Here is a 23,378-nt window from a genome sequence, read left to right as displayed (position 1 = left end):
ATCCCACCGTGCGGGTCAAGAAGCCAGGCGAAAAGATGTGACATGACATTTGATAACATCAATGTTGCCATCGAACGCGGGGACGCCTAAGGTTCTCGTCGGCTGTCGCAGATGAACCTGGAGGACTGATGGGAACGTTCACCGTCACGCTGGGGGTCGCGGATCCACAGGGCCGCCGCTACGAGGAGGTAGAGGCCATGGTCGATTCGGGCGCGACGTACACCGTGCTGCCGGCGTCGATCCTCGAACGCCTGGGTGTGACGCCGCACGACTCACAGACATTCGTCCTGGCCGACGGCAGCCGTGTGGAGCGGGGATTCGGCCAAACCTGGATGCGACTCGACCGCAGGGAGCGCATATCGCCGGTCGTGTTCTGGGACGAGCACTCGCTGCCGCTCCTCGGTGCCGTCACCCTGGAGATATTCGGTCTGGGTGTCGACCCGGTAAACGGTCGGCTGATGGCCGTGGACGCGTTCATGCTCGCAGCGGACGCCTCGACCCCACTCGGCCGGGCGCCTGCCTGCAATCGCCTCCGCGCACCAGACCGCGTCCCGGACGCGACGGCTGCCTGAGGTTCCCCGAAGGTGACGGGTCGGAGGGCGACGCCGGGTCATTGGCCGGAGGCGGTGACGTTCGCCGAGGTCTGGGATCGCGCCGTGGCGCGGGATCCCGGGGGACTGTTCCTGCGCTATGCGGCGCCGGACGGCGCTGTTGCCGAGTGGAGCTACGGGGACTTCGACCGCGCTGTCGACGCCGTGGCGGTCCGTCTGCACGCAGCGGGGGTGCGGCCCGGTCGTGCGGTGCACATGGCGCTGGCCAACGGGCCGACGTTCGTGGCCGTCTGGCTGGCGGCGGTGCGGCTGGGCGCCGTCATGGTGCCCTCGGACCCGTTCGGGCGGGTGCCTGAACTGGCGGGGCACATCTCGCGGACGAACCCGGCGGTGGGATTCTGCGCCGCCGACCGGGCCGGGGAATACCGCAAGGCGACCGCCGAGGCCGCAGAGCTGGCACCCGGACTCGCCACGGAGGTCGTGGCGGTCGACGAGCATGCCCCGCACCTCGACGGCGTGATCGGCGACACCGGACGCTGCGCCGCTGCGCCTGCCCGTCCCGACCACGGCCTGCGCGATGTAGCTGCGGTGATGTTCACCTCCGGCACCACCGGTCGGCCCAAGGGCACCGAGATCACGCAGGCCAACTACGCCTTCTGTGGCAAGATCATGGCCGAGCGGGCGGGCTTCGGCCCGGGGCACCGGCTGCTGGTGGTGCTGCCGCTCTTCCACGGCAACGCGCAGTACTACTCCTTCGCCGCGGCCATCTGGTGCGGCGCCGCGGTGGTGCTGCAGCCGGCCTTCTCGGCGAGCCGCTTCTGCGCCCAGGCCGCCGCCGGGGAGGCCACCGCGGCCAGCCTCTTCGCCGCGCCGATGCGCATGATCCTCGCCCGCGGCGCCGCTGGTCCGAAGCTCAGCCTGGATCACTGCTGGTACGCCCAGAACGTGAACGACGACCAGTACGCGCAGCTCTCCGAGCTGTTCGGCTGCCTGCCCCGCCAGCTCTGGGGCATGACCGAGACCCTGCCGGCCGCGCTGACCAACCCCCGCACCGATCCCGTGCCGTCCTCGATGGGGCAGCAGACGCCGGGCTGCCTGGTCGACATCACCGATGCTGCCGGCGGGCCGGTTCCCGACGGCCAGGTCGGCGAGCTCGTCGTGGGCGGTGAGCGCGGCATTACCCTGTTCTCGGGGTACCTGGACGACCCGGAGAACACCGAAGCCTCGTTCCGCGACGGCTGGTTGCTGACCGGCGACCGGGCGCGCCGTGATGCAGCGGGCCACTACTACTTCGACGGCCGCCGCAGCGAGGTGCTGAAGGTGTCGGGCGAGAACGTGTCGGTCGTCGCCGTGGAGGCGGTGCTGGCCGCACATCCCGGTGTGCTGGAGGCCGCCGTGGTGGGCCGGCCCGATCCGGTCCGCGACGAGGTGCCGGTGGGGTTCGTGGTGGCCCGAGACCCGGCGCGGCCCCCCAGCACCGCCGAGCTGATGGCCTGGTGCGACGAGCGCCTCGGCAAGGCGGCCATGCCCCGCGAGCTGAGGTTGCTGGACGAACTCCCCCGCACGTCGGTCGGCAAGATCCGCAAGTTCCTGCTCGCCGATCGCGCCGCCCGAGACAACTGAGCGACGCGGATCCGCTAACCGGTCTTCCGGACGCCTATGAGGCGACCACGAAGGCTGCGTACCATCTGAATCGTCCGTCCCCGCCGGCTGGTCGGTATCTGGAACCGGGTCTCCCGTCCCCGGGTCGTCGCGCCCCTGCGGATCGCGGCCATCCGGGTGATCTTGGCTGCCTTCGAGCCCATTCGTGTCTTCGTCCTCATGTGGTGGGACTGGCGGCCGGCGACGCGCCGGGGAGCAGGGTGCGCAGGGCCAGCCTGGCCCGGGCCGCGGCGGGCCCCGCGAAGTCGGTCCAGACGGCGTGGTCGGGCGACGCGATCGTGAACCCGAGCGTCTCGATGAGGCTGACGAAGGCTCCCACAGCGCCGACGACGATCCGAGCGTTGACCAAGATGTCCAGATCGGTCGAGGTGCGAGTCGGCTCGGCGTCGCGCTCGAGGGCGTGCAGCAGCACCATCTGTCCGCCGATCAGGGTCCAGCCGTCGGGCTTGGCGGCGGCAAGTTCGCACAATGTGGTCCAGATCTCGCCGGCCGGCCCCCGAGAGGCGGGCAACGCCAGCGGCGGCCCCGACAGCCGCGGGACGTTCACAGGCGTCCGAGCAGTTCGACGCCGAGGCGGCGCTCGCGAGCGTTGGGGGATTCTGCGAGATCCACGGCGACGACAGCAAGCGGCGCTGCCGCGGTTCCGGGCGGGAACGGCCAGCAGGCGTCCTGCACAGCGCGCAGGCGCACGTTGCAGGTGTCGGCACGTTCCTCCATCGGCACTTCCTTGAGCAGGGGTTCCAACTCGCCGGCGCGAACGTACGCGTCGAGGGGGCCCGCGCCGGCGAGGTCCAGGCCGTGCTCGGACGCCGCGCTGGCGCCTGTGCGGACCACACCAGGGCGATCCGCGATCCGCGGGACCGCTGCCGGGTGGGCGTAGAACCGGCTGGTCGAGCAACTCGGGAAGTCCGCGGGCGTAGCGCTCGCGGGCCCGACGGCGCGCCGTGGCCGAGCCGTCGGGCTCCTCGCCGCACGCCAACCCGAGCACCGCCCACGCCGAAGCAGCGCTCCACGGCCGATGAGCAGGTCGCCGAGCACCAGCGGCCACCCGCACAGCGTGCTCGTCGACCACCCAGACACCGCCAACACGCTGACCCACCAGCGCGCCACTGGAGAGCATCTGGCGCACCCGGCGCGGCCCCCAGCACCGTCGAACTGATGCCTGGTGCGACGAGCGCCTCGGCGAGGCCGCCAGGCCGCGCGACCTGAGGTTGCTGGACGAGTTGCCCCGCACATCGGTCGGCAAGATCCGCAAGTTCCTGCTGGCCGGGCGAGCGGCCGCCGGCGCCTGAGGTGTCGGCACCGGCCGTTAGGGTCTGGCCAATCGCTGCCTCTCCGCGCGTGTGGCATGATGCATGACCAATTGGCCGGTAGAGAAGCAGGTGCCCGAATCCGGCGCCTTCAATCCCGACAGAGGGGAACAACCCATGAGACAACCAAAACGCACATCACTTCTTCTCTTGTCCGTCGCCGTCGCGGGACTGCTGGCGGCTTCATGCGCCGACACTGAGACAGCCGACGCCGCGGCCTCCGCTGCTTCGGCGGCGTCGCAGGCCGCGGACTCGGCGATGAACGTGGCCGATGCGGCCGCCGCTGATGCCGGCGAGGCGCTAGCCGGGCTCGGAGCCACGGCCGCCGACGCTGCAGCAGCCGCCGCCGACGCGGCCGCCGCCGGAGCCGAAGCCACCGCAGCAGGCGCCGAGGCCGCCGCGGCGACCGCTGCCGCCGAGGCGGCGCTGTTGGCCGCGGAGGCGTCCCAGGTGGCCGCCGACCTCGCACAGGCCACGGCCGAGGGCAACCAGGCGGCCGTCGCGGCTGCCGAGGAGGCTCTCGCCGCCGCCCAGGCTGCCGCCGACGCAGCTTCGGCAGACGCCGCCGCCGCCCAGGCCGAAGCCGACGCCGCACGCGAGCAGGCTGCTGCCGCGCAGGCGGAAGCCGAAGAGGCCCGTGCTGATGCCGCTGCAGCCCAGGCTGAGGCCGCAGCGGCGCAAGCGGAAGCGGAAGCAGCTCAGGCTGAGGCCGCCGCCGCCCAAGCGGAAGCCGCCGAGGCGCAGGCACAGACCGAGATGCTCATGCGGGACGCCATGATCGCGGCGCTCGACATGAACGGCGACGGTGACGTGCTCTTCGGTGTGGCGACCGCCGGGCCGCGCGACGACGGCGCCTACTACCAGGCCCTCGTCGAGACCGTCGAGGACTTCTCCGCCGCCAACGGGTTCTCCGCCCCGATCATCGTCGACAACATCCAGCCAGCCGACGCCGCAACCGAGCTCCGCAACCTGGCCGAACAGAATGTGGACGTCCTGGCCGTCGGCGCGGGTGAGATTGCCGAGCCTCTTGCGACCCTTACCGAGGAGTACCCGGAGATCTTCTGGTACTGCAACTGCGGCGCGGGCTACCAGGAGCTTCCGGGCCTCGCCCAGTCCCAGGACGACGGCGCGCAGATAGGCTACAGCGCCGGCTACGCCACGGGCCTGCTGCTGCGCGATAGCGGCGGCGACAGCGCCCACTTCATCGGCTGCTGCGACCTGCCCTTCGAGGTGGAGTCCTACCTGACCTTCGAGATGGGCCTCAAGGCGGTGGACGAGAGCTTCACGGCGACCTACGTGCCGACCGGCAGGTACCCGTTCGACTTCGACAACATCGCCGGGGCGACCGAGGCCTTCAACAGCTCCGCTGCCGAGGGTGCCGACGCCGTCTATCCGTATCTCGGCGGTGCGCACGAGCCGGTGGTCGCGCTGGCCAACGAAGAGGGCATCATCACGATGTCCGCCGGTGCATCCGACGTCTGCGAGCGCACCGACCTGCACTACGACATCGCCGTGCAGTTCGACGCGGGCGACTACATCGCCACGCTGCTCGAACTCATCGCCGACGGCGCATTCGGCGAGGGCGAGAGCTTCCTGTTCAGCGTGGGGGCGTTCCCGTTCGTGGGCGCCAAGATGTGTGACGCCACGCCCGAGCAGCAGGCGGAGTTCGACGCCGAGTTGGCACGGATCGCCGCTGGCACCTACGCCGAGGCGTTCTTCGCCATCAAGGCCGAGGCGTACGGCTTCTAGACACCGCAGCAGTCGAACAGACGAGACGGCAGGCCCGCCACCGGGGGATGGGACTCCCAAGGCGGGCCTGCCGCACGCGCAGGAAACTCCTCGCTCGATGACCTCACCCGCGGCTGAGGTGCAGAGCATCACCAAGCGCTTCGGCGCGGTGGTTGCCTGCGACAGCGTGGATCTGGCGCTGGAGCGCGGCGAGATCCACGGGATCCTCGGCGAGAACGGTGCCGGCAAGTCGACGCTCATGAAGGTGCTGATCGGCCTCGTGCTGCCCGACGCCGGCGCGATCCGCATCAATGGCGACCAGTGTCGCATCACCGATCCCGCTGAGGCCGCCGAGTTGGGCATCGGCATGGTTCACCAGCACTTCAGCCTGGTGGAGCCGCTCACGGTCTGGGAGAACGTCATCCTTGGCGAGCGCGTCCGCCTCGACTCGGCGGCGGCGAAGCGGCGAGTCGGCGAGATCAGCGAGCGCTACGGCCTGGCGATCGACCCCGACGAGCGAATCAGCGACCTGAGCGCCGGCCTGCGCCAGCGCGTGGAGATCATCAAGTGCCTGCGGCGCGATCCGGCGATCGTCATCCTCGACGAGCCCACGTCGGTTCTCACGCCGGGGGAGTCCGAACAGTTGTTCGCGGTGCTTCGCCGCGTTGTGGAACAGGAGAACAAGGCGGTCGCCCTGGTCAGCCACAAGCTGGACGAGGTGCTGGCCGCAACCGACCGAATCACGATTATGCGTGCCGGCGCCGTGGTGGATCGCCGGGAGACCGCCGACGCCGACGCTCCGGGTCTGGCGCGGGCGATGGTGGGGCGTCCGGTGTCGCTGCGCTCGGAAGGCGCGGCCCTGGGTCACATCGAGGGCTTCGAGGACGGCGCGGCGGCGCAGGGAACGGCGAGCGGCAGCACGGCCGGAGCCGCCGGATCCCCGCCGGTGCTACAGGTCCGCGGTGCGACGGCCCGCGGCCGCGACGGGCGCACGCTGCTGGACGGACTGTCTCTCGAGGTGTACCCGGGAGAGATCGTGGGGGTCGCCGGCGTGGAGGGGAACGGCCAGGCCGCGCTCAGCGATCTGCTGTCCAGCCTGCTCCCGCTCGAGAGCGGCACGGTGCAGGTTGGTGACACCGAGCCGCCGACCGGTCGTGCCGGCGCGATGGCCGCTGCCGGGGTGGCGGTGGTGCCGGCGGATCGCCACGAGTCCGGGTGCGTGCTGGACATGACCGTGGCCGAGAACCTGACGCTCGTCTCGCCGCCGCGAGCCCGAACGGGCCGGGCCCTGCTCGACCGCGCCGGCCGCGCCTTGCTGGACCGCGCCGGCCGCCAGGTACACGCCGAGCGGCTCATCGAGCAGTTCGGGATCCAGACGCCCGGAGCGGATGCCCCGATGTGGTCGCTGTCGGGCGGGAACCAACAACGTGTCGTGCTGGCACGTGAGCTCAGCGGCGACCCCGCGATCCTGGTGGCGGCCCAGCCGACGCGGGGACTCGACGTCGGGGCCATCGAGTACGTCTCCGAGCGCCTCCGGGAGGCAGCGGCAGGCGGCGTGGGCGTGCTCCTCATCTCCACGGAACTGGAGGAGGTGCTGGACCTCGCCGATCGGATCGTCGTGATCTTCCGGGGGCGGATCGTCGGTGAGATGGATCGCGCCAACCTCGATGTCGAACGGCTCGGGCTGCTGATGAGCGGCGCACAGGAGGAGGCGGCCTCGTGAGTTCCGTGGACGCCGCCGCGCGTGCCGGCAACGCGCGCTACGACCGTGCCCGTGAGGGCGCCACGGTGCTGGGCATCTATCTCGGCAGCATCGCCGTCGCACTCGTGGTGGCTGCGCTGGTGCTGCTCGCCACCGGGGGTTCGTGGACGAGCGTGCTGTCGGCGCTGCTGGACGGCAGCGTGCGCGGCCCGGGGCGCTGGGGCACCACGATCGGCGTGGCCATTCCGCTGCTGCTGGTGGCCCTCGGCACGATCATCAACGCCAGAGCCGGGCTAGTGAACCTTGGCCAAGAGGGGCAACTGTTCGTCGGTGCTGCGCTCGGAACCTACGTCGCGACCCACATCGGCGTGGGCGGTCCAGGCGTGCTGTTCCTCATCATGTTGGCCGGCGTGGCCGGCGGGGCGATCTGGGCGGGCATCGCCGCGGTCCTGCGCTATCAGCGGCGCATGCCCGAGGTGCTGACCACGCTTCTGCTGGTGTTCGTCGCGGCGCAGGCGGTGGGCTACGGCCTGAAGAACAAGAATCTCCTGCTGGATCCGACTCCGGACCAGGCCAACCGGAACCTGATCAGTGAACGGTTGCGCCCGGACACACGGATACCCCGCCTCGACTGGTTCGGCAACGAGTTCCCCATGACCGCTTTCGTCGCGCTGTTGCTGGCGATCCTCGTGGCACTCGTGCTGCGCTGGACGATCGTGGGTTTCCGCCTGCAAATGCTGGGCCGCGGCCCGCGCACGGCGCACCGGGCCGGTGTCAGCGAGGCGCGCTACGGCGGCCTGGCGCTGGTGGTCTCCGGGGCCTTCTGCGGGCTGGCGGGGGCGTTCATGCTGGCGGGCGGCGACTTCGGGAACTACCGGCTCACCCCCAACTACCCGGTGAACATCGGCTGGGAGGGACTGCTCGTGGCGCTCGTGGGCCGGAATCACCCGCTCGCGGTGGTCCCGGTTGCGTTCGTCTTCGCCGCGTTGCGCACCGGGTCGGGATTCCTGGCGGCGACCGGTGTGGACCGCGACATCACGAAGGTCGTGCAGGCACTGCTGGTGCTGGCCCTGCTGGTGCCACCCGCCATCCTGTTCGTCCGGGACCGGCGGCGAACGCTCGCCGCGGCCGCCGACAGGGTCTAGGAGACTGCTGAGCAATGCTCCCGACACCCCGACACGTCATTCCGGTGAAGGCCGGAATCCAGAGCCCGGCCACCCGACCGCCGCGGCCCATGGACTACTCAGCACGCTCCTAGGTCATGGTCGGCGACTTCTTCTCCGCGGTCGGGGACGTGCTCTCCAGCGAGACCACCTACAGCAGCGGCTGGCGCCTGGCGGTGGCGCTGGCGTTCGTGGCGGTGGGGGAGTGGATCGCCGAGCGGGCCGGCACCATCAACATCTCCGTGGAGGGGGCGATGCTGGCCGGCGCCTTCGCCGCGGCCATGGGTTACGACGCCTCCGGATCGGTGGCGGTCGGCCTGTTGATCAGCGCGGCGGCCGGCCTGCTGGTGGGCGCCGTGCAGGCCCACTTCAGCCACAATCTCACGGCCAACCAGTTCGTGGTGGGCCTGACGCTCAACATCCTGGTGCTCGGCCTCGCCAGCTTCCTCAACAGCAGCCTCAAGCCCACCACGGCCACGGCGCACGTCTTCGAGGTTCCCGGCCTGGTGGAGATCCCGCTGCTGGGGCCGGCGCTGTTCGGCCAGCCCTGGCCGCTGTACTTGCTGTACCCGCTGGTGCCGCTGGCCTGGTGGCTCGTCTACCGCACGCGTTGGGGCCTCGAGGTGCGGGCGGTGGGGGAGAACCCCCAGGCGGCCGACGTGTCGTCCATCGACGTGAACGCCCGGCGGCGCCAGGCCATCTACATCGCCGGCGTCACATCGGGCCTCGGCGGCGGCTACCTGCTGCTGGGCCAGGTGGGGTGGTTCGAGGACGCCATAGTGGGCGGGCAGGGGTTCATCGCCATCGCCGCGGTGATCTTCGGCGGCTGGACGCTGCGGGGGGCGATGCTGGGCTGCCTGCTGTTCGGCAGCGCCAATTCCTTCAGATTGAGCCTGCCGGTCGTGGGTCATCCGCTGAACTCGGAGCTGCTGTCGTCGCTGCCGTTTGTGCTAACCATCTGCGTCATGGCGCTCTTCGCGCACCGCACCCGCGAGCCGCAGTCCCTGGCTCGCCCGTTCATCCGGGGCCTGCGATGAAGGCCGTCCTCCACGACAGCCACGGCGGCCCGGAGGTGCTCCGCTATGCCGACGTGGCCGACCCCGAGCCGGGGCCGGGGGACGTGGTGGTGCAGGTCGCCGCCACGGCCCTGAACCGTCTCGACATCGTGCAGCGGGCGGGCTACTTCACCATGCCGGGGTTCGCGCTCCCGCACATTTCGGGCATGGACGTGGCGGGGGTGGTCGCCCGCGTGGGCGAGGCCGTCGACGACGTGTCGGTCGGCGACCGGGTCCTGGTGGACCCGTCGATGGCGGGGGTGCGGGAGGACTCGCGCCTCGCCGGGCGCGGCGACCTCTATGGCGAGCTGGGGATCATCGGCGCCACCGCCGACGGTGGCTACGCCGAGCTGTGCCTCGCGCCCGCCAGCCACGTCTTCCCGATTCCCGACGGCATGAGCTTCGACGAGGCGGTCGTGTTCCCCACCTGCTGGATGACCGCGGCGCACGCCCTGTTCGACGTGGGCAAGCTGCAGGCCGGCGAGACGGTCCTCATCCACGCGGCCGGAAGCGGCGTGTCCACGGCAGGGATCCAGCTGGCTGTCGATGCCGGCGCGCGGGTCCTTGCGACCGCCGGCACCGACGAGAAGTGCGCCCGGGCCGAGGAGTTGGGGGCGGCGGCGGCCGCCAACAACCGCACCACCGACATCGCGGGCTGGGCGCGTGCGCAAACCGATGGCGCTGGCGTGGACATGGTCTTCGAACACGTCGGTCCGGCCCTGTGGGAGGCCTCCATGTTCTCCCTCGGCGTCCGCGGCCGGCTCGTGAACTGCGGCAACACCACCGGCGACTCCGTAACGATCCCGTCGCTGGGGCACCTGTTCCACATGGGCCTGCACATCATCGGCTCGGACCCGTACCGCCCGGAGGAGTTCGGCCCCGTCTGGGCGCAGTACTGCGGGGGTGACTTCACAGCGCCGGTGGATTCGGTGATGCCCCTCTCCGAGGCGGCCGCCGCCCAGGAGCGGATGCTCGCCAGCGATCTCTTCGGCAAGATCGTCCTGCGGCCCTGAAGCACAACCGAGTCATGTGGCAGACCGCGTCCTCCGTCAGTCCGGCGGAGAGCCTGCCCCGGACTCGATCCGGGGCCGGAATCCAGCGTCCAGCGGCTCACCTCGTACCTGCAGCCGATCCTTGGACGCGTTCCTAGGGTCGCGCCGTGGCCGACTCCCCCTACCCGGAGCTGAAGAAGACCCACACGATGGCCCGCACGGGCCGCCCCTGGACCGACGTGAAACCCGCCCCGTCGGCGCCGGTGTGGAACGTGATCTTCGGCCTCGGGGCCTACTGGATGCTGGCCGGGGCGATCGAACTCGGGCTCTTCGACGCGCTCTGGGATCACGGACCGCGGAGGCCCGAAGAGTTGGCGAACGACCTGGGCGCCTCGGCGTCGCACACCGCCGCGTTGGCCGACGCGTTGGTCGTGCTCGGTTTGCTGGACCGCCACGGCGGACGGTTCGACCTGAACGACTGCTCGCGGCGCTACCTCTGCCAACAGAGCCCCGCTCCGATGGCCGACCTGGTGTCGGTCGCCCCCGGTCCGGCCGAGAACTGGACCGATTTGGCTGCCACGATCCGCCGGGGCGAGCCCGCGCGCCCGGTGGACGGCGACGTGGCGGGATTCTGGGTGCCGCTGGTGGAGGGTACGTTCGGCACGGTGCTGCGCGCCGCAACGCGCGCCGACGCCTGGATCTCCTACAGCCACCTCACGGCGCCGCGGGTAGCCGACCTCGGCGCCGGCGGGGCGCCCTGGAGCATCGCCGTGCTGCGCGCCTGCCCCGACGGTCACGCCGTCGTGAACGACCTGCCCGAGGTGCTGGAGGTTGCCCGGGCGCGCCTCGCCGAGGCCGGAGTGGAAGAGCGCTGCGAGCTGCGCCCCGGCGACTATCACACGGTCGGGCTCGAGGACGGGGCGTTCGACCTGGTGATTCTCGGGCACGTCTGCCGCACCGAGGGGGCCGACGGTACCCGGGCGCTGCTGGGGCGGGCCGCCGACGGCTTGCGCCCCGGCGGGCGCGTGCTGGTGTCGGACTATTTCCGCAGCGACGATCCGAGCCGCAGCCCGCAAGGGGTGTTCATGGCGGCCACGATGGCGGCCTGCACCCGGCGCGGCACCGCCTTCACCTACGAGGAGATGTCAAGCTGGTTGCGGGAGTCAGGCTTCACCGAGATCCGCCTGATCGAGCCGATAGAGGCCCAGCAGATCTTCGTGGCGACCAAACCGGCGACGTGACGCTCCGGCGCACGGGCTTTGCTGAGTAGTGTCGATTCACCGCTCCGACATTCCGGCGAAGAGCCCGCCCCGGACTCGATCCGGGGCCGGAATCCAGGGTCCGGCGCGATGCCCAGGCCACAGCCGAACTCCCGCCAGTCGGCTGAGTAGTGTCGATCCACAACTCCGTCATTCCAGCGAATGCCGGAATCCAGAGTCCGGCGTGACGCAGGTGCTGCGAATGAGCGACCGAACGCATCCCCAACAAGACCGAGAGGCGGGAACGTGACATCCTCCAACGACAGCAACGGCTCCGGCCGTCCCGAACCGGTCGACCTCCTGATCCGGGCCGGTCACGTCGTCACCATGAACCCGCGGCGGGACATCGTCCGCCGCGGCGCGGTGGCGGTGCGCGGCAGCGAGATCGTGGCGGTCGGCCCCGAAGCCGACCTGCGCGCCCGGTACGAGGCGGCGACCAAGGCTGGGGGCGACCGCTTCGTGGCCACGCCCGGCATGGTCAACAGCCACATCCACATCACCGGCGAGCCTCTCACCCGCGGCTACGTGCCCGACGACATCGACTTCGCGGAGAACGTCTTCGGCTGGCTCTGCCCGCTCTACGCCAGCTACACCGCCGCCGACGAGCGCATCTCGGCGCAGCTGGCGGCCACCGAGATGCTGCGCTCGGGCACCACCTGCTTCCTGGAGGCCGGCACGGTCCGGTTCCTGGACGACGTGGTAGACGGGCTCGTCGAGGCGGGTATCCGGGGAAGGGTGGGCCGCTGGGTGTGGGACCTGCCGCCCGAGCCCGACGTGTACCGCCAGAACACCGACGAGGCCATCGGCAACCTGCAGGCCGTGCTGGAGCGCCACGGCTCGGTGGCCGGGGGGCGCATTCGAGGCCATGTCGTGCTGGTGGGCCACAACACCGCCTCGGACCCGCTGTGGCGGGCCGCCCGGGAACTGGCCACCGAGGCCGGGGCCGGGTTCAGCTTCCACATGTCGCCCGCGCAACTGGACCCCGACGCCTTCCTGACCGAGTTCGGTCAGCGCCCGATCGTGCACCTCGCCGAGTTGGGCGTCCTGGACGACGACGTGGCCATCACCCACTGCGTGCGGGTCGATGACGGTGAAGTGCGGATCCTGGCCGAGACCGGGGCCTCGGTGGCGCACTGCCCCACGACGGCGCTGAAGGTGGCCTACGGCGTGACCCAGGTCGGCAAGATGCCCGAGATGATGGCCGCCGGGGTGAACGTGGCCATCGGCACCGACGGCAACAACGCCTCCAACTACTCCGACCTGATGCGCGCCACCTATCTCGTGGCCGGACTGTTCAAGGACGCCCGCTGCGATCCGCAGATGTTCCCCGCCGAGATGGCCTACGAGATGGCCACCCTCGGCGGCGCCCGGGCCGTGCAGGCGCAGGAGCAGATCGGCTCGCTGGAGGCCGGCAAGAAGGCCGACATCGTGCTGCACGACACCGACCGGCCCGAGTGGCGCCCGCTGCTGAACGTCATGAGCCAACTCGTCTGGTCGGCAGACGGGCGCGGCGTGCACAGCGTCTGGGTGGACGGCAACCAGGTAGTCGACGCTGGCTGTATGACCACCATCGACGAGGAGCGGCTGTGGGCGGACTGCCAGGCCGCCGGCGAGGCCATCTGCGCCCGCTCCGGCCTGCCCGACAAAGCCAAGTTCCCGATGGTCTAGCGCCGGTCTACCCATCGTGACCGGTCGCCGGGGACACCGAATCGTCATTGCGGCCGAGCCCGGAATCCGATCCCCGGCGGCAGAGCGACGCGGCCGGAGGACTGGGGCAGTTAGCGTTGCGGGGGCGTCGGGGTAGCGCCCGACGTAGAGCAGGGGCGGCGGTTAGCCTGGACTCGGCCCTTCACCGCCGCTCCTGCTCGCCTTGGACTCTAGCACGAGCGGGAGCGGCGATAACCGCGCCGGCGGCTCTCATCTGCCGTACGCTCCGGCGGTGGTGGCGCAGTTGTCGGTGGATTCGACATGAGGTCCCGCCCGCTCCGGGGACGACTCTGGCGGGCCGTCATGGTGGGCCTGCTGGCCTGGCTGGGCGTGGCCGGGCTTCCCGTCGCCGTCCGCGCCCAAGAGGTGACCGAGCAGCCGGCCGCGCACGAACTCGAGGCCCGGATCCTGGCGCAGCGCCACGAGGACGGCCGAGTCGAGTTCGTCGTGCAGTTCCGCGAGGATGGTGAGCCGTGGAGCGCGTCGGCGGAGCCGCCGCGGCGGTTCCTGCCTCCGGGAGCAGAGGCCGACGTCTGGTTAGCCGGCTCTGCGTTGACGATCACCGCCGACGCGGGCACCACCTCCGCCTACGTGGCGGGGGAGGTGCGCGTGGTCGTGCAGCGGTTGGCCGATGATCGCATCGAGTTCGCGCTGCAGAAACGCCTTCCCGGTGAGACCTGGGGCGAGCGGCTCCTGCCGGCGCGGCGGTTCTTCCCCGCAGACGCGGAGGCGGGCCGCTGGCTGGCCAGTGCGCCGGTCACCGTGACGCTCGCCGCGAGGACCGCCGGAAGCGACCTGGGCGTGGTGCAGGTCTCCGAGGACGTGCTCGACTTCGACATGGTCGACGTGAGTACCGGCGAGACAGCGAACATCCGCTCGGTCGTGACCGGCCGGACGCCGCTGCTGTTCTGGCTGTGGAGCCCCTATTGAGGCACCTGCCAGAGCCATGCTCCGGCCATCGAGCAGTTCGCTCGAGAGAACTCCCACCGGCTCCGGGTCGTCGGCATCGGCTCGACCGGTGACCTGGCGACGAACCAGGCCTTCGTCGACACCTACGGGATCACCTTCACGATGCTGTTGAGCGACTCCCGGGTGCCGACGAACTACTACCACTTCCCGGCGCCCGCCTGGTCCAGCTTCTGGCTGCTCGACACCACCGGCCGGCGCATCCTCGGCGCCGTCCAGTTCGAGAGCGACCTGGTCAACCTGCTGCTGGACCACCTGTCCTGAGCCTGTGGGCGACCCTCCCCGCGCCGCGTGGATGTCGCGCCGCTCTCGGCGGTTCAGCGCCCGGTCGAGGAGCCGGCGACTCTCGACTCTCATTCTGGTGTGCCTGGGAGTAGTCGCGGTGCTTGTGACATGCGGAGACGGCAGACGGCAGGACGTCGGTGGGGCTACGGCGTCGCCCCCCACACAGTCAGTGGACGAGTCGCCATCCACGCGGCCCCGCCGTCCGCCAACGCAGGCCGCTACGGCGTCGCCCCCCACACAGTCAGTGGACGAGTCGCCCCCGCCGGCGACTGCTGCTGCGACGACGCCTGCGACCCTGGCCGCTCCGTCCCCGGACCGACTCCCCTCTCCCGCGGGCACGGTGCCGGAGACGACCGAGGCCGGTGCGACCGGCAGCATCGAGATAGACGGCGACACCGTCTGGCAGGACGTGTTCGACGAACTTTCGTTCGAGGAGCAATCCTGCGTTCGGCGCGTTCTGGACGACGGACCGTTGCAGTCGCTGCTGCGACAGAGAGTTGTGAGCATCGAACTCTGGCCAGACGATGTCGCGCTGTTCGCTTGTTTCGAGCCTGAAGTCGCGACATCGGTGCTTCTCGCCGGCTCCATTGCAAGCCTCGAGGTGTATCTGGGTTATCAGCCGAGCAGCGACGAGAGAACCTGCCTGCAAGAGAGAATGGCCGGTTTCGACTGGGCTGCTTTGGCTGCCGCCGGCGACGAGCCCGGGGCGATCGAGGCGTTGACTCCGGACCCGACGGACTGCATCCCGGACCTGGAAGTGATCGCGACGCTTTTCCTGTTGGGAGTCGAGTGGGAACAAGTGGAAGACGAGGAGCGTGCCTGCATCCGGGAATGGTTTGCTGACCTCGGCTGGACTCCCTCTGGCGGGATGTCCGATGACGTCGCTGCCGCCGATGAGTATCTGGCCTTCCTGGCCGGCATATTCGGCTGCATTCCGGACCCCGTCCTGCCTGTCCTGCTCGAGGTGCTCGGTGTGGATCCCGACGCGCTGGCCGATGAGGACTGGACTTGCTTGCGCATCTGGACCATCGGCCTCGACCTTGCCGCCCAATCAATCTCCTCCCACGCCGGCGCGTTCGCGGCCCTGGCTTCCAGTCTCGGCCAGTGCGCCCCGGACCTGTTCCTGGACATGTTGTTCATGGAGGCTGGCGGGTCACCAGAAGACTTGAGTGCGGGCGCCCGGTCCTGCTTGTTGGATTGGTCGATCAACTTCGACTGGGCCGTTCTGGACACCGTCGGTGCCGAGACCACTGTGCCAGAAGCGCTCGCCGAGGGATTGGCGGTCTGTGTTCCATCTGCCGATCTAGCCTCCGCCGGACTCCCGGGATCCGCCGACCTGGACCAGCCCACCGACCCCGCCGACTACTACACAGCTATCGCCGGCGCTCGGCACTTCTGTGCGTTGCGCGCCGACGGCTCTGTCGTCTGCTGGGGGGAGAACGACGAAGGGCAGACCGACGCGCCCGACGGCTCCTACACCGCCATCGCCGCCGGCGACGTTCATTCGTGCGCGCTGCGGACTGATGGTTCGGCTGTCTGCTGGGGGGAGAACGACTCGGGTCAGGCCGACCCGCCTGACGGCCCCTACACGGCCATCGCCGCGGGTGGTCGACATTCGTGCGCTCTGCGCGCCGACGGCTCTGTCGTCTGCTGGGGCTATGGCGGGTTCGGGCAGACCGACGCGCCCGGCGGCGCCTATACCGCCGTCGCCGCGGGTGGGTGGCATTCGTGCGCATTGGGCGCCGACGGCTCTGTCGTCTGCTGGGGTCAGAACAGCGAAGGGCTGACCGACGCGCCCGACGGCGCCTATACCGCCGTCGCCGCTGGCAGGTCGCACTCGTGCGCGCTGGGCGCCGACGGCTCCGTTGTCTGCTGGGGCTATGGCGGGTTCGGGCAGACCGACGCGCCCGACGGCACGTATACCGCTATCGCCGCCGGCTTTGACCATTCGTGCGCGCTGCGCACCGACGCCGCACTCGTGTGCTGGGGTCAATACACCTTCGGGCACGAATTCCCGCCCGACGGCACGTACGCCGCCATTGCCGCCGGCTTTGACCATTCGTGCGCGCTGGACACCGACGGCCGTGTCGAGTGCTGGGGCCTCGACACGTACGGGCAGGCATTGCCGCCCAGCGGCGCCTACACCGCCGTCGCTGCCAGCGGATGGCATTCGTGCGCCTTGAGGGCCGACGGCTCGATCGTCTGCTGGGGTCTGAACAGCAGCGGACAAACCGACGCTCCCGATGGCGCCTATGCCGCAATCGCCGCCGGCAGGTGGCATTCGTGCGCCTTGGGGGACGACGGCTCGATCGTCTGCTGGGGCCTGGACAACCTTTGGCAATCCAGCGCTCCCGAGGGCGCCTACACCGTCGTCGCCGCCGGCTATCGGCATTCGTGCGCGTTGGGCACCGATGGTGCGGCCGTCTGCTGGGGCGACAACTACTCGGGTCAGACGGCCGACGCGCCCGACGGTTCCTATACCGCCATAGCCGCCGGCGGCGATTATTCGGGCAGTCATTCGTGCGCTCTGCGGACTGATGGTTCGGCCGTCTGCTGGGGGGACGACGGTTCGGGTCAGGCCGATCCACCCGACGGTTCCTACACCGCCATCGCCGCTGGCGACGTTCATTCGTGCGCTCTGCGGACTGATGGTTCGGCCGTCTGCTGGGGGGAGAACGACTCGGGTCAGGCCGATCCGCCTGACGGCTCCTACACGGCCATCGCCGCGGGTGGGCGACATTCGTGCGCTCTGCGCGCCGACGGCTCTGTCGTCTGCTGGGGTCTGAACGGCCACGGGCAGGCCGACGCGCCCGACGGCTCCTACACCGCCATCGCCGCCGGCGTGAGACATTCGTGCGCGCTGCGCACCGACGCGACCCTCGTCTGCTGGGGGCAGGGAAACACCCGCTTCGGCCCGAGTTGAGGGCTCGGCGCAGCCGCAGGGCGCCGTCAGTCGCCGTTGCCCCAGACGGTCTTGGCGGTGGAGTAGACGCCCTGGTCGTAGGAGTACTCGATGACGTTGCCGTCGGGGTCGTTGAGGGCGCAGATGTAGCCGACGGGCGGGGGCATCTCGGTGGGGGCCATGTTCAGGCAGCCAGCGGCCTCGCCGCGGGCGGCGATCTCGTCGACGGCTTCGAGGGTGGGGAGCTCGATGCCGAGGTGGGCGAACGGCTTCAGCAGGCCGAGCCCCTCCTGGCCGCTGCTGGCGAAGAACTCGATGAGCACCAGGATGAAGGGCCGCTCGGCGGCGTCGGAATGGCCCAGCCAGGCGCCGTGGCCCAGGGCGTCGGTGCGCTTGTCCAACAGCTCCATCGGCGTGAACTTCGTGTAGAAGTCGATGGAGGCGTCGATGTCGGCGCACGGCAGGGCCACGTGGGTCCAGCGCGCCGTGGTGGGATGGTCGGAATAGACGTCCGGGCGCGTCGCCGCGTCCACGGTGCCGGTCATCCCGACCGCCGCGCGGGTCTCGGCGGCGCCGCGGGCGACGCGACGGTCTCGGGCTATGCCGAGGTCTGCGGTGAGGCCGTCCTGGTCGGAGACCTGGAGGCACACTGCGAGACCAGGGGAGCGGCCGATTGCAGGTTCGACGGTGAGGCGGAGTTCGAGCGCCTCGATCGGGAACTGCGGCAGGAATTGAGGAGGCAACTCCGGGAGGAACTGGAGGATTGCTGGAATCAGGACGACCTGATCGAGCCGATGATCGATCGGATGCTCGATCCGGAGGGCGATCTCGGCGGAGATTGGAGCCTCCTCGATCAGGGAATGTTGGACGCTTGCAGCGTCATGAGACGACTCAGGGAGTTGGGAGACAATCTCGCCGCCAGCGGTCCGTGGGGGATGATGGCCACTTTCTCCATCGGCCTGCTGCAAACGCTCCGCCTGTCCGTGTTCGGGACCACCATGGTGGGTGCGCTGACTGGTCTCCACAGTCTCCGGGAGATGCGCAGCGTCAAGGACGCGATGCGAAGACTTATCGAGGAATAGTGGCTCTTCGGACTTGAGCGGGCTGAGTCCGCGATGATGGGGGTGGGGGGAAGCTCAGTCCGCGGTTCGAGTTCGATGTGAGGAGACAGCCATGGCGAAGGCTTTGTCCCGAACCCCACTGCGGCACGGCAGCAACGGCGTAGCCGCGCAGCGCCGGCCGCTCAGGAACCGGCCGCCTCCTCAAGCACCCGGATGGTTGCGGCGCCGCCTCTTTGCCGCGCCAGATCAAGAGGCGTCCAGTTTTCAGCGTCCCTCGCCTCGAGGTCAGCGCCGGCGTCCAGCAGCACCTGGATCACCGCCGGATTCTGGTTGTATGAGGCCGCCCAGTGCAGCGGCGTCCAGCTGCCGACGCCCCTCGCTTCGATATTTGCGCCGGCGTCCAGCAGCACCTGGATCACCGCCGGATCGTGACTGCTTGCCGCCGCGCTGTGCAGAGGCATCCAGTGGTAGAAGCCGCGCGGCTCCTCGAAATCGGCGCTGGCGTCCAGCAGCGCACGAACCGTCACCAGATTGCCGTGTGCGGCCGCAAGATGCAGAGGCGACCCAAGGACTGAATCCGCCCAGATGTTGGCGCCGGCGTCCAGTAGAACCTGGATCACCGCCGGATCCGCGTTGTACACCGCCGCCGAGTGCAGAACCGAGTACTCCAACTCATAGGGGGGCTCGACGCAATTGTCGCCGCATCCGGCCGGAGGGTCATAGTCCGAAGGGTCGTAGACCTTCACCGCGTTGGGGTCGGCACCGCAGCGCAACTCGAGGCGTACCCGCGCAACGTTCGCCGCACGCCAGAAGGCCTCGCCGATCCAGGTCTCCTCGGTCGTTCCGGTGGGGCATTGCGCGGGTGCCGCGCCCGGCCGCAGCGGCGAGGAGACCAACCAGCGACCCACCGACGCCGAGGTCGGGAAGAACCGCCGCGACGGCAACAACCGCTCACCCCACGAATCGCCCGCGGTGCGCGCCTGCAAACCGAACTCCACCCGACCATCCGCCAAGCGGCGCGCCACGATGCGCACCTCTCCGGGCGCCACATCCAGCGGCGAGGAGACCAACCAGCGACCGACCGACGCCGAGGTCGGGAAGAACCGCTGCGACGGCAGCAACCGCTCACCCCATGAATCGCCCGCGGTGCGCGCCTGCAAACCGAACTCCACCCGACCATCGGTCAGGCGTCGAGCCACGATCCGTACCTCACCGGTACCGTCCTGCGCCCCGACCGGATCGGCTGCGGCGACCGTCACCGAACCCACCACAACGGCCAGCACCAACACGCATGCCGCCGCCAAGGACAATCCGCGCCGGATCGAGACTGCCTGCGGACCAGAACTCCTCGTCCCCCGAGGCGACCCGACCGCCCATACCGACCTACTCCACAGGACCCGAACGAACCGCGCGATCATCAGAACCCCTCCCGTCGAACCGGCCACAAACGTCCGCAAGACAGCATCCCCGTCCACGCGGCCGAGCAGTATAGATCAAGAACTACATGAGTAAATCGACGTATCTCTCACCAGCCACAAGGACTATCCCGTCCGACATCGCCGCCGATCGCTTCAGTCGCCGTTGCCCCAGACGGTCTTGGCGGTGGAGTAGACGCCCTGGTCGTAGGAGTACTCGATGACGTTGCCGTCGGGGTCGTTGAGGGCGCAGATGTAGCCGACGGGCGGGGGCATCTCGGTGGGGGCCATGTTCAGGCAGCCAGCGGCCTCGCCGCGGGCGGCGATCTCGTCGACGGCTTCGAGGGTGGGGAGCTCGATGCCGAGGTGGGCGAACGGCTTCAGCAGGCCGAGCCCCTCCTGGCCGCTGCTGGCGAAGAACTCGATGAGCACCAGGATGAAGGGCCGCTCGGCGGCGTCGGAATGGCCCAGCCAGGCGCCGTGGCCCAGGGCGTCGGTGCGCTTGTCCAACAGCTCCATCGGCGTGAACTTCGTGTAGAAGTCGATGGAGGCGTCGATGTCGGCGCACGGCAGGGCCACGTGGGTCCAGCGCGCCGTGGTGGGATGGTCGGAATAGACGTCCGGGCGGCTCGCCGCGTCCACGGCGCCGGTCATCCCGACCGCCGCGCGGGTCTCGGCGGCGCCGCGGGCGAACCCGGACTGCTCTTCGCTCATGGATTGTCCTCCCTTGTGTGCTCCGGCGGCTACTCGCTGGTCCAGCCCTCGGGGATCTGCGGGTCGTCGCCCCCCTGGGTCCAGAGGACGAACGTGTTGCCCCACGGATCCTCGAAGGCGCAGTTGAAGCCGTTGAACTCCGCCCAGTAATGGTTGCGCCACAGCTCGGTGGCGCCGAGGCTCAGGGCCGTGTCGAGAATGCGGTCGGCGCTGTCGTCGGGGCTGACCAGGATCCACATGCGCTGGCAGCGGCCCTCGGTGCGCAGGGTCCGGGGCTCGACACCGGCGGGATCCGGGTGCGGGCGGGCGTTGGCGATGTTGTGGATGCCCATGTGCAGGTTGCCGACCCCGGAGGGCTCGCCGTCCTTCAGGAACTCGTTGCCCGGCACGATGCGGTGGAAGGTACCCGCGGGTCGCCCCTCGACCTCCCAGCCGAAGACCTGCTCGTAGAAACGGGCCGAAGCCTCGGGGTCGTCACTGGGGAAGTCGACGAAGATCAGCGTGTTCGGGTATCCCATTGGAGCACCTTCCAGGTCTTCGGGTTCGCGGCTCGGCCGCGCCGCCGCCAAGCTAGCAGGATGGCCCTCGCGACGTTTCCCCGACGGTTCTCCGGTGTGGGAAACCGGCAGGTGAGCGGAGCGGTGGGCTTCGCTCTGGGCCGCTCATGTCGTAAGGTTCCACCAGGACAGCACCGGCGCACCCTGGGAGACTGCTGAACTGTGCTGGGGATCACCCGTATCGCCATTCCGGCGCAGGCCGGAATCCAGCATCAGGCACGCCGGCCGGCGTGTGCGAGCGGCGGCGCGGTCTCGCCGGCACCATGAGCACGACGCACGTCTTCTCGGAGAATCCCGTCCTGGCGGACGCCTGGTATGCGGTGGCCCGCAGCGGTGACGTCGCCCCGGGGCCCCTGGGGGTCCGCGTTCTGGGAAGGTCCTACGTCGTCTGGCGAGACCCGGACGGGGTGCCGGTGGCGTCGGCCGACCGCTGCCCCCACCGCGAGGCGCCCCTCTCGGCGGGCACGGTCATCGACGGCTGCCTGCAGTGCTGCTATCACGGCTGGCGCTTCGGCGTCGGGGGCCGCTGCGTGCTGGTGCCCTCCGCGCAGCCGGGCGTGCCCGTCCCTCCCCGAGCCCACCTGGACCCGGTGGGGGTGCAGGAGCGCTACGGCCTCGTGTGGCTGTGCCCGGGAGTCCCGCGCGAGGACGTCCCGAAGATCGTCCAGGAGGACGACCCGGCGTTCCGCCGAATCAACCCCGACGTGGAGATCTGGACGACGTCGGCCACGCGCATGGTCGACAACTTCCTGGACATCACCCATTTCCCGTTCGTGCACGCCGGCACGATCGGCGGCGAGACCGACGAGGTGGTGCCGCGGCTGGAGTTGGAGCAGCTGGACGACAGCTTCTTCGGCTACGCCTACGACGTGACCGTCAGCAATCCCGAGATCGCCGCCGCCACCTCGGGCGTGCCGGGCACCGGGGCGGTCACCCGCAGGATGTCCAGCGGGTTCGCCCTGCCGTTCGCCTGCCGGAGCACCATCGCGTACGAGACAGGTCTCGAGCACATCCTGCTGCTGCTGTCGACGCCGATCGACGACGTCACCTCGTACTTCATCTTCGTGGTGTGGCGCAACGACGACTTCTCGGTGCCGTCCGACGAGGTGATCCGCTTCGATCTGGCCATCGGGGCCGAGGACAAGACGATGCTGGAGAGACTCGACGGCGTGCTGCCGCTCGAACTGGCCGGAACCGTCAGCGTGCAGTCCGACAAGCCGTCGGTGGAGTGGCGCCGCCGCTTCGCCGCCCTCCTGGCCGGCGAGTAGCGCCCCGCCCCGTCGGTAACCGTCCGGTCCTCGCCCGTCGTCCGACCCGATTCGTCATTCCGGCGAAAGCCGGAATCCAGTCGGGTGGACCGCCCCTGGTCAGGGCATGTAGCCGAGGCCGGCGAGGATTCGCTCCGCTGCCTCCAGGTCGCCCTCCAGGCTGACGAGGCCGGCGCTGAGTGCTGCGTCGCCGGCGATGCGGCCGCCGGCCAGCCGGGGGTAGGTGTGGGCATCGGTGCGCAAGGTGATCGTGGGCCCGGCGGCGCCATCGAAGCTCTCCACCAGCCGGCCGCGACGGTCGGTGACCTGCACATGCCAGGAGCGGGCGGCCGGACCGGTCAGGTCGATCAGCACCCGAGACCCGTCGGGGGCCCGACCCAGCTTGGCGACCGCGAAGCCCACCGCGAAGGCGAACTCGTCGAGGACCATCTCCACTACCGGGCCGCTCACATGGCCCGGCCGGTCCACGGCGCCGCGGATGTCCTGCTCGTGCACCCAGCAGTCCAATGTCCTGATGCGCATGAACCGCCCGTACGTGTCGGTGCCGGCCGGGGTCCAGGACTCGGCGTCGAAGTCGGCCTGCGTCATGGCGGCGAGCGCCGCCAGTCGTCGTGCGGTCACCTCGCGGAACTCCTCCAGCACGGCGGCAGGCGACGACGCTCGGCGCGCCGCGATCCACAGTTCGTTGATCCGACCGATCTCGTTGTGGACGTGGGGAGCCTCACCGATGTCGACCTCGGGCACCGGGTCGCCCAGCAGCATCCGCTCGGTGCCGGTGATGTGGCTCACGTTGTCCTGCACGCTCCAGCCGGGGCAGTCGGTGGGCGCCGCCCACTCGGCGTCGCTCAGTGCCGCGCACAGTTCGGCGATGGCCCGCCACTCGGCCGCGAGGGCGGCGACGACGCTGTCCCTGTCGACTGTGACCATGCCGTCTCCTCGTCATGCTGCGGCGCCGGCCACGCTACCGCGCGCTCAGCGGGGCACTCGGCGCGTCGCTGCCCCGCCAGGGGCCGGACGCGCTGGCGTCGAGGGGCGTGCCGGGCGTCCAACGGAGGCGCGGACGGGCCGCCGGGGCATGGGT

22 protein-coding genes are annotated in these 23,378 nt (G+C 70.1%); 15 read left to right on the top strand and 7 right to left on the bottom strand.

From position 1 onward, the window contains the following. The first annotated feature begins 128 nt into the window (after window positions 1–128). Both OXG55_12080 and OXG55_12075 read left to right on the top strand, forming a co-directional pair. Window positions 129–572 carry an aspartyl protease family protein gene (locus OXG55_12080; protein MCY4103977.1) on the top strand — a complete coding sequence of 148 codons (444 nt, stop codon included), beginning with the start codon at window positions 129–131 and terminating at the stop codon, window positions 570–572. 12 nt (window positions 573–584) lie between these two features. Then, window positions 585–2,174 (top strand): AMP-binding protein, encoded by a 1,590-nt coding sequence (locus tag OXG55_12075; protein ID MCY4103976.1) that lies wholly within the window; start codon window positions 585–587, stop codon window positions 2,172–2,174. Window positions 2,175–2,370: 196 nt separating this feature from the next. Here the strand turns inward: OXG55_12075 and OXG55_12070 are convergent, their stop codons facing one another. Both OXG55_12070 and OXG55_12065 read right to left on the bottom strand, forming a co-directional pair. Continuing rightward, the gene (locus OXG55_12070) at window positions 2,371–2,760 is read right to left on the bottom strand and encodes a hypothetical protein (GenBank protein MCY4103975.1); all 390 of its coding nucleotides are present in this window, start codon (window positions 2,758–2,760) and stop codon (window positions 2,371–2,373) included. After that, the gene (locus tag OXG55_12065; GenBank protein MCY4103974.1) at window positions 2,757–3,047 is read right to left on the bottom strand and encodes a hypothetical protein; all 291 of its coding nucleotides are present in this window, start codon (window positions 3,045–3,047) and stop codon (window positions 2,757–2,759) included. Before OXG55_12065 ends, OXG55_12070 begins: the two co-directional genes overlap by 4 nt. Window positions 3,048–3,231: 184 nt before the next feature. Between OXG55_12065 and OXG55_12060 the strand changes: the two genes are divergently transcribed. From OXG55_12060 to OXG55_12010, 11 genes are all read left to right on the top strand, one after another. After that, the gene (locus OXG55_12060) at window positions 3,232–3,372 is read left to right on the top strand and encodes a hypothetical protein (protein MCY4103973.1); all 141 of its coding nucleotides are present in this window, start codon (window positions 3,232–3,234) and stop codon (window positions 3,370–3,372) included. A 268-nt stretch (window positions 3,373–3,640) separates the two neighbouring features. Further along, window positions 3,641–5,272: a hypothetical protein gene (locus tag OXG55_12055; GenBank protein ID MCY4103972.1), complete on the top strand. Its 1,632-nt coding sequence runs from the start codon at window positions 3,641–3,643 to the stop codon at window positions 5,270–5,272. Between the two features lie 97 nt (window positions 5,273–5,369). Beyond that, window positions 5,370–6,974 (top strand): ABC transporter ATP-binding protein, encoded by a 1,605-nt coding sequence (locus OXG55_12050; protein ID MCY4103971.1) that lies wholly within the window; start codon window positions 5,370–5,372, stop codon window positions 6,972–6,974. Then, window positions 6,971–8,098, top strand: coding sequence for an ABC transporter permease (locus OXG55_12045; GenBank protein MCY4103970.1), 1,128 nt, complete (start codon window positions 6,971–6,973; stop codon window positions 8,096–8,098). Before OXG55_12050 ends, OXG55_12045 begins: the two co-directional genes overlap by 4 nt. Before the next feature lie 116 nt (window positions 8,099–8,214). Beyond that, the gene (locus tag OXG55_12040) at window positions 8,215–9,153 is read left to right on the top strand and encodes an ABC transporter permease (GenBank protein ID MCY4103969.1); all 939 of its coding nucleotides are present in this window, start codon (window positions 8,215–8,217) and stop codon (window positions 9,151–9,153) included. Next, window positions 9,150–10,184, top strand: a complete 1,035-nt coding sequence (locus OXG55_12035) for a zinc-binding dehydrogenase (GenBank protein MCY4103968.1) — start codon at window positions 9,150–9,152, stop codon at window positions 10,182–10,184. The genes OXG55_12040 and OXG55_12035 overlap by 4 nt, the downstream gene beginning before the upstream one ends. Window positions 10,185–10,330: 146 nt before the next feature. Next, window positions 10,331–11,404 (top strand): class I SAM-dependent methyltransferase, encoded by a 1,074-nt coding sequence (locus OXG55_12030; GenBank protein MCY4103967.1) that lies wholly within the window; start codon window positions 10,331–10,333, stop codon window positions 11,402–11,404. Window positions 11,405–11,749: 345 nt separating this feature from the next. Next, complete coding sequence (locus tag OXG55_12025) at window positions 11,750–13,090, top strand: amidohydrolase family protein (GenBank protein ID MCY4103966.1); 1,341 nt, start codon at window positions 11,750–11,752, stop codon at window positions 13,088–13,090. Window positions 13,091–13,390: 300 nt separating this feature from the next. Beyond that, window positions 13,391–14,059: a hypothetical protein gene (locus tag OXG55_12020; GenBank protein ID MCY4103965.1), complete on the top strand. Its 669-nt coding sequence runs from the start codon at window positions 13,391–13,393 to the stop codon at window positions 14,057–14,059. 147 nt (window positions 14,060–14,206) lie between these two features. Continuing rightward, window positions 14,207–14,359 carry a hypothetical protein gene (locus OXG55_12015; GenBank protein ID MCY4103964.1) on the top strand — a complete coding sequence of 51 codons (153 nt, stop codon included), beginning with the start codon at window positions 14,207–14,209 and terminating at the stop codon, window positions 14,357–14,359. Between the two features lie 361 nt (window positions 14,360–14,720). Further along, a complete protein-coding gene (locus OXG55_12010; GenBank protein MCY4103963.1) occupies window positions 14,721–17,303 on the top strand; it encodes a hypothetical protein in 2,583 nt (860 codons plus the stop codon). Between the two features lie 26 nt (window positions 17,304–17,329). On the opposite strand, the gene OXG55_12005 is transcribed toward OXG55_12010, so the two are convergent. Next, window positions 17,330–17,815, bottom strand: coding sequence for a VOC family protein (locus OXG55_12005; protein ID MCY4103962.1), 486 nt, complete (start codon window positions 17,813–17,815; stop codon window positions 17,330–17,332). Between OXG55_12005 and OXG55_12000 the strand changes: the two genes are divergently transcribed. Next, entirely contained in the window at window positions 17,777–18,364 is a 588-nt protein-coding gene (locus OXG55_12000; GenBank protein MCY4103961.1) for a hypothetical protein, read from the top strand. The genes OXG55_12005 and OXG55_12000 overlap by 39 nt on opposite strands. A 161-nt stretch (window positions 18,365–18,525) precedes the next feature. Here OXG55_12000 and OXG55_11995 read toward each other — a convergent pair whose 3' ends face one another. From OXG55_11995 to OXG55_11985, 3 genes are all read right to left on the bottom strand, one after another. Then, complete coding sequence (locus OXG55_11995) at window positions 18,526–19,647, bottom strand: ankyrin repeat domain-containing protein (protein ID MCY4103960.1); 1,122 nt, start codon at window positions 19,645–19,647, stop codon at window positions 18,526–18,528. Between the two features lie 267 nt (window positions 19,648–19,914). Continuing rightward, a complete protein-coding gene (locus tag OXG55_11990; protein MCY4103959.1) occupies window positions 19,915–20,472 on the bottom strand; it encodes a VOC family protein in 558 nt (185 codons plus the stop codon). 29 nt (window positions 20,473–20,501) lie between these two features. Then, window positions 20,502–20,990, bottom strand: a complete 489-nt coding sequence (locus OXG55_11985; protein MCY4103958.1) for a VOC family protein — start codon at window positions 20,988–20,990, stop codon at window positions 20,502–20,504. A 302-nt stretch (window positions 20,991–21,292) separates the two neighbouring features. On the opposite strand from OXG55_11985, the gene OXG55_11980 reads away from it, so the two are divergent. After that, window positions 21,293–22,297 (top strand): aromatic ring-hydroxylating dioxygenase subunit alpha, encoded by a 1,005-nt coding sequence (locus OXG55_11980; protein ID MCY4103957.1) that lies wholly within the window; start codon window positions 21,293–21,295, stop codon window positions 22,295–22,297. A gap of 99 nt (window positions 22,298–22,396) precedes the next feature. Here the strand turns inward: OXG55_11980 and OXG55_11975 are convergent, their stop codons facing one another. After that, complete coding sequence (locus tag OXG55_11975) at window positions 22,397–23,224, bottom strand: maleylpyruvate isomerase family mycothiol-dependent enzyme (protein ID MCY4103956.1); 828 nt, start codon at window positions 23,222–23,224, stop codon at window positions 22,397–22,399. Window positions 23,225–23,378: the final 154 nt, after the last annotated feature.

This window comes from bacterium (assembly GCA_026708055.1).
Taxonomy (GTDB): Bacteria; Actinomycetota; Acidimicrobiia; order Acidimicrobiales; family CATQHL01; genus VXNF01.
Note: the sequence above shows the minus strand (reverse complement) of the source record. Positions and strands in the feature narration are given on the sequence as shown.

Coding starts and splice junctions, on each gene's coding strand:
- OXG55_12040 (MCY4103969.1), top strand. CDS start 8,215: ATGGTCGGCGACTTCTTCTCCGCGGTCGGGGACGTGCTCTCCAGCGAG.
- OXG55_12060 (MCY4103973.1), top strand. CDS start 3,232: ATGAGCAGGTCGCCGAGCACCAGCGGCCACCCGCACAGCGTGCTCGTC.
- OXG55_12055 (MCY4103972.1), top strand. CDS start 3,641: ATGAGACAACCAAAACGCACATCACTTCTTCTCTTGTCCGTCGCCGTC.
- OXG55_12020 (MCY4103965.1), top strand. CDS start 13,391: ATGAGGTCCCGCCCGCTCCGGGGACGACTCTGGCGGGCCGTCATGGTG.
- OXG55_11990 (MCY4103959.1), bottom strand. CDS start 20,472: ATGAGCGAAGAGCAGTCCGGGTTCGCCCGCGGCGCCGCCGAGACCCGC.
- OXG55_12050 (MCY4103971.1), top strand. CDS start 5,370: ATGACCTCACCCGCGGCTGAGGTGCAGAGCATCACCAAGCGCTTCGGC.
- OXG55_11975 (MCY4103956.1), bottom strand. CDS start 23,224: ATGGTCACAGTCGACAGGGACAGCGTCGTCGCCGCCCTCGCGGCCGAG.
- OXG55_12000 (MCY4103961.1), top strand. CDS start 17,777: ATGGTCGGAATAGACGTCCGGGCGCGTCGCCGCGTCCACGGTGCCGGT.
- OXG55_11980 (MCY4103957.1), top strand. CDS start 21,293: ATGAGCACGACGCACGTCTTCTCGGAGAATCCCGTCCTGGCGGACGCC.
- OXG55_11985 (MCY4103958.1), bottom strand. CDS start 20,990: ATGGGATACCCGAACACGCTGATCTTCGTCGACTTCCCCAGTGACGAC.
- OXG55_12025 (MCY4103966.1), top strand. CDS start 11,750: ATGAACCCGCGGCGGGACATCGTCCGCCGCGGCGCGGTGGCGGTGCGC.
- OXG55_12080 (MCY4103977.1), top strand. CDS start 129: ATGGGAACGTTCACCGTCACGCTGGGGGTCGCGGATCCACAGGGCCGC.
- OXG55_12035 (MCY4103968.1), top strand. CDS start 9,150: ATGAAGGCCGTCCTCCACGACAGCCACGGCGGCCCGGAGGTGCTCCGC.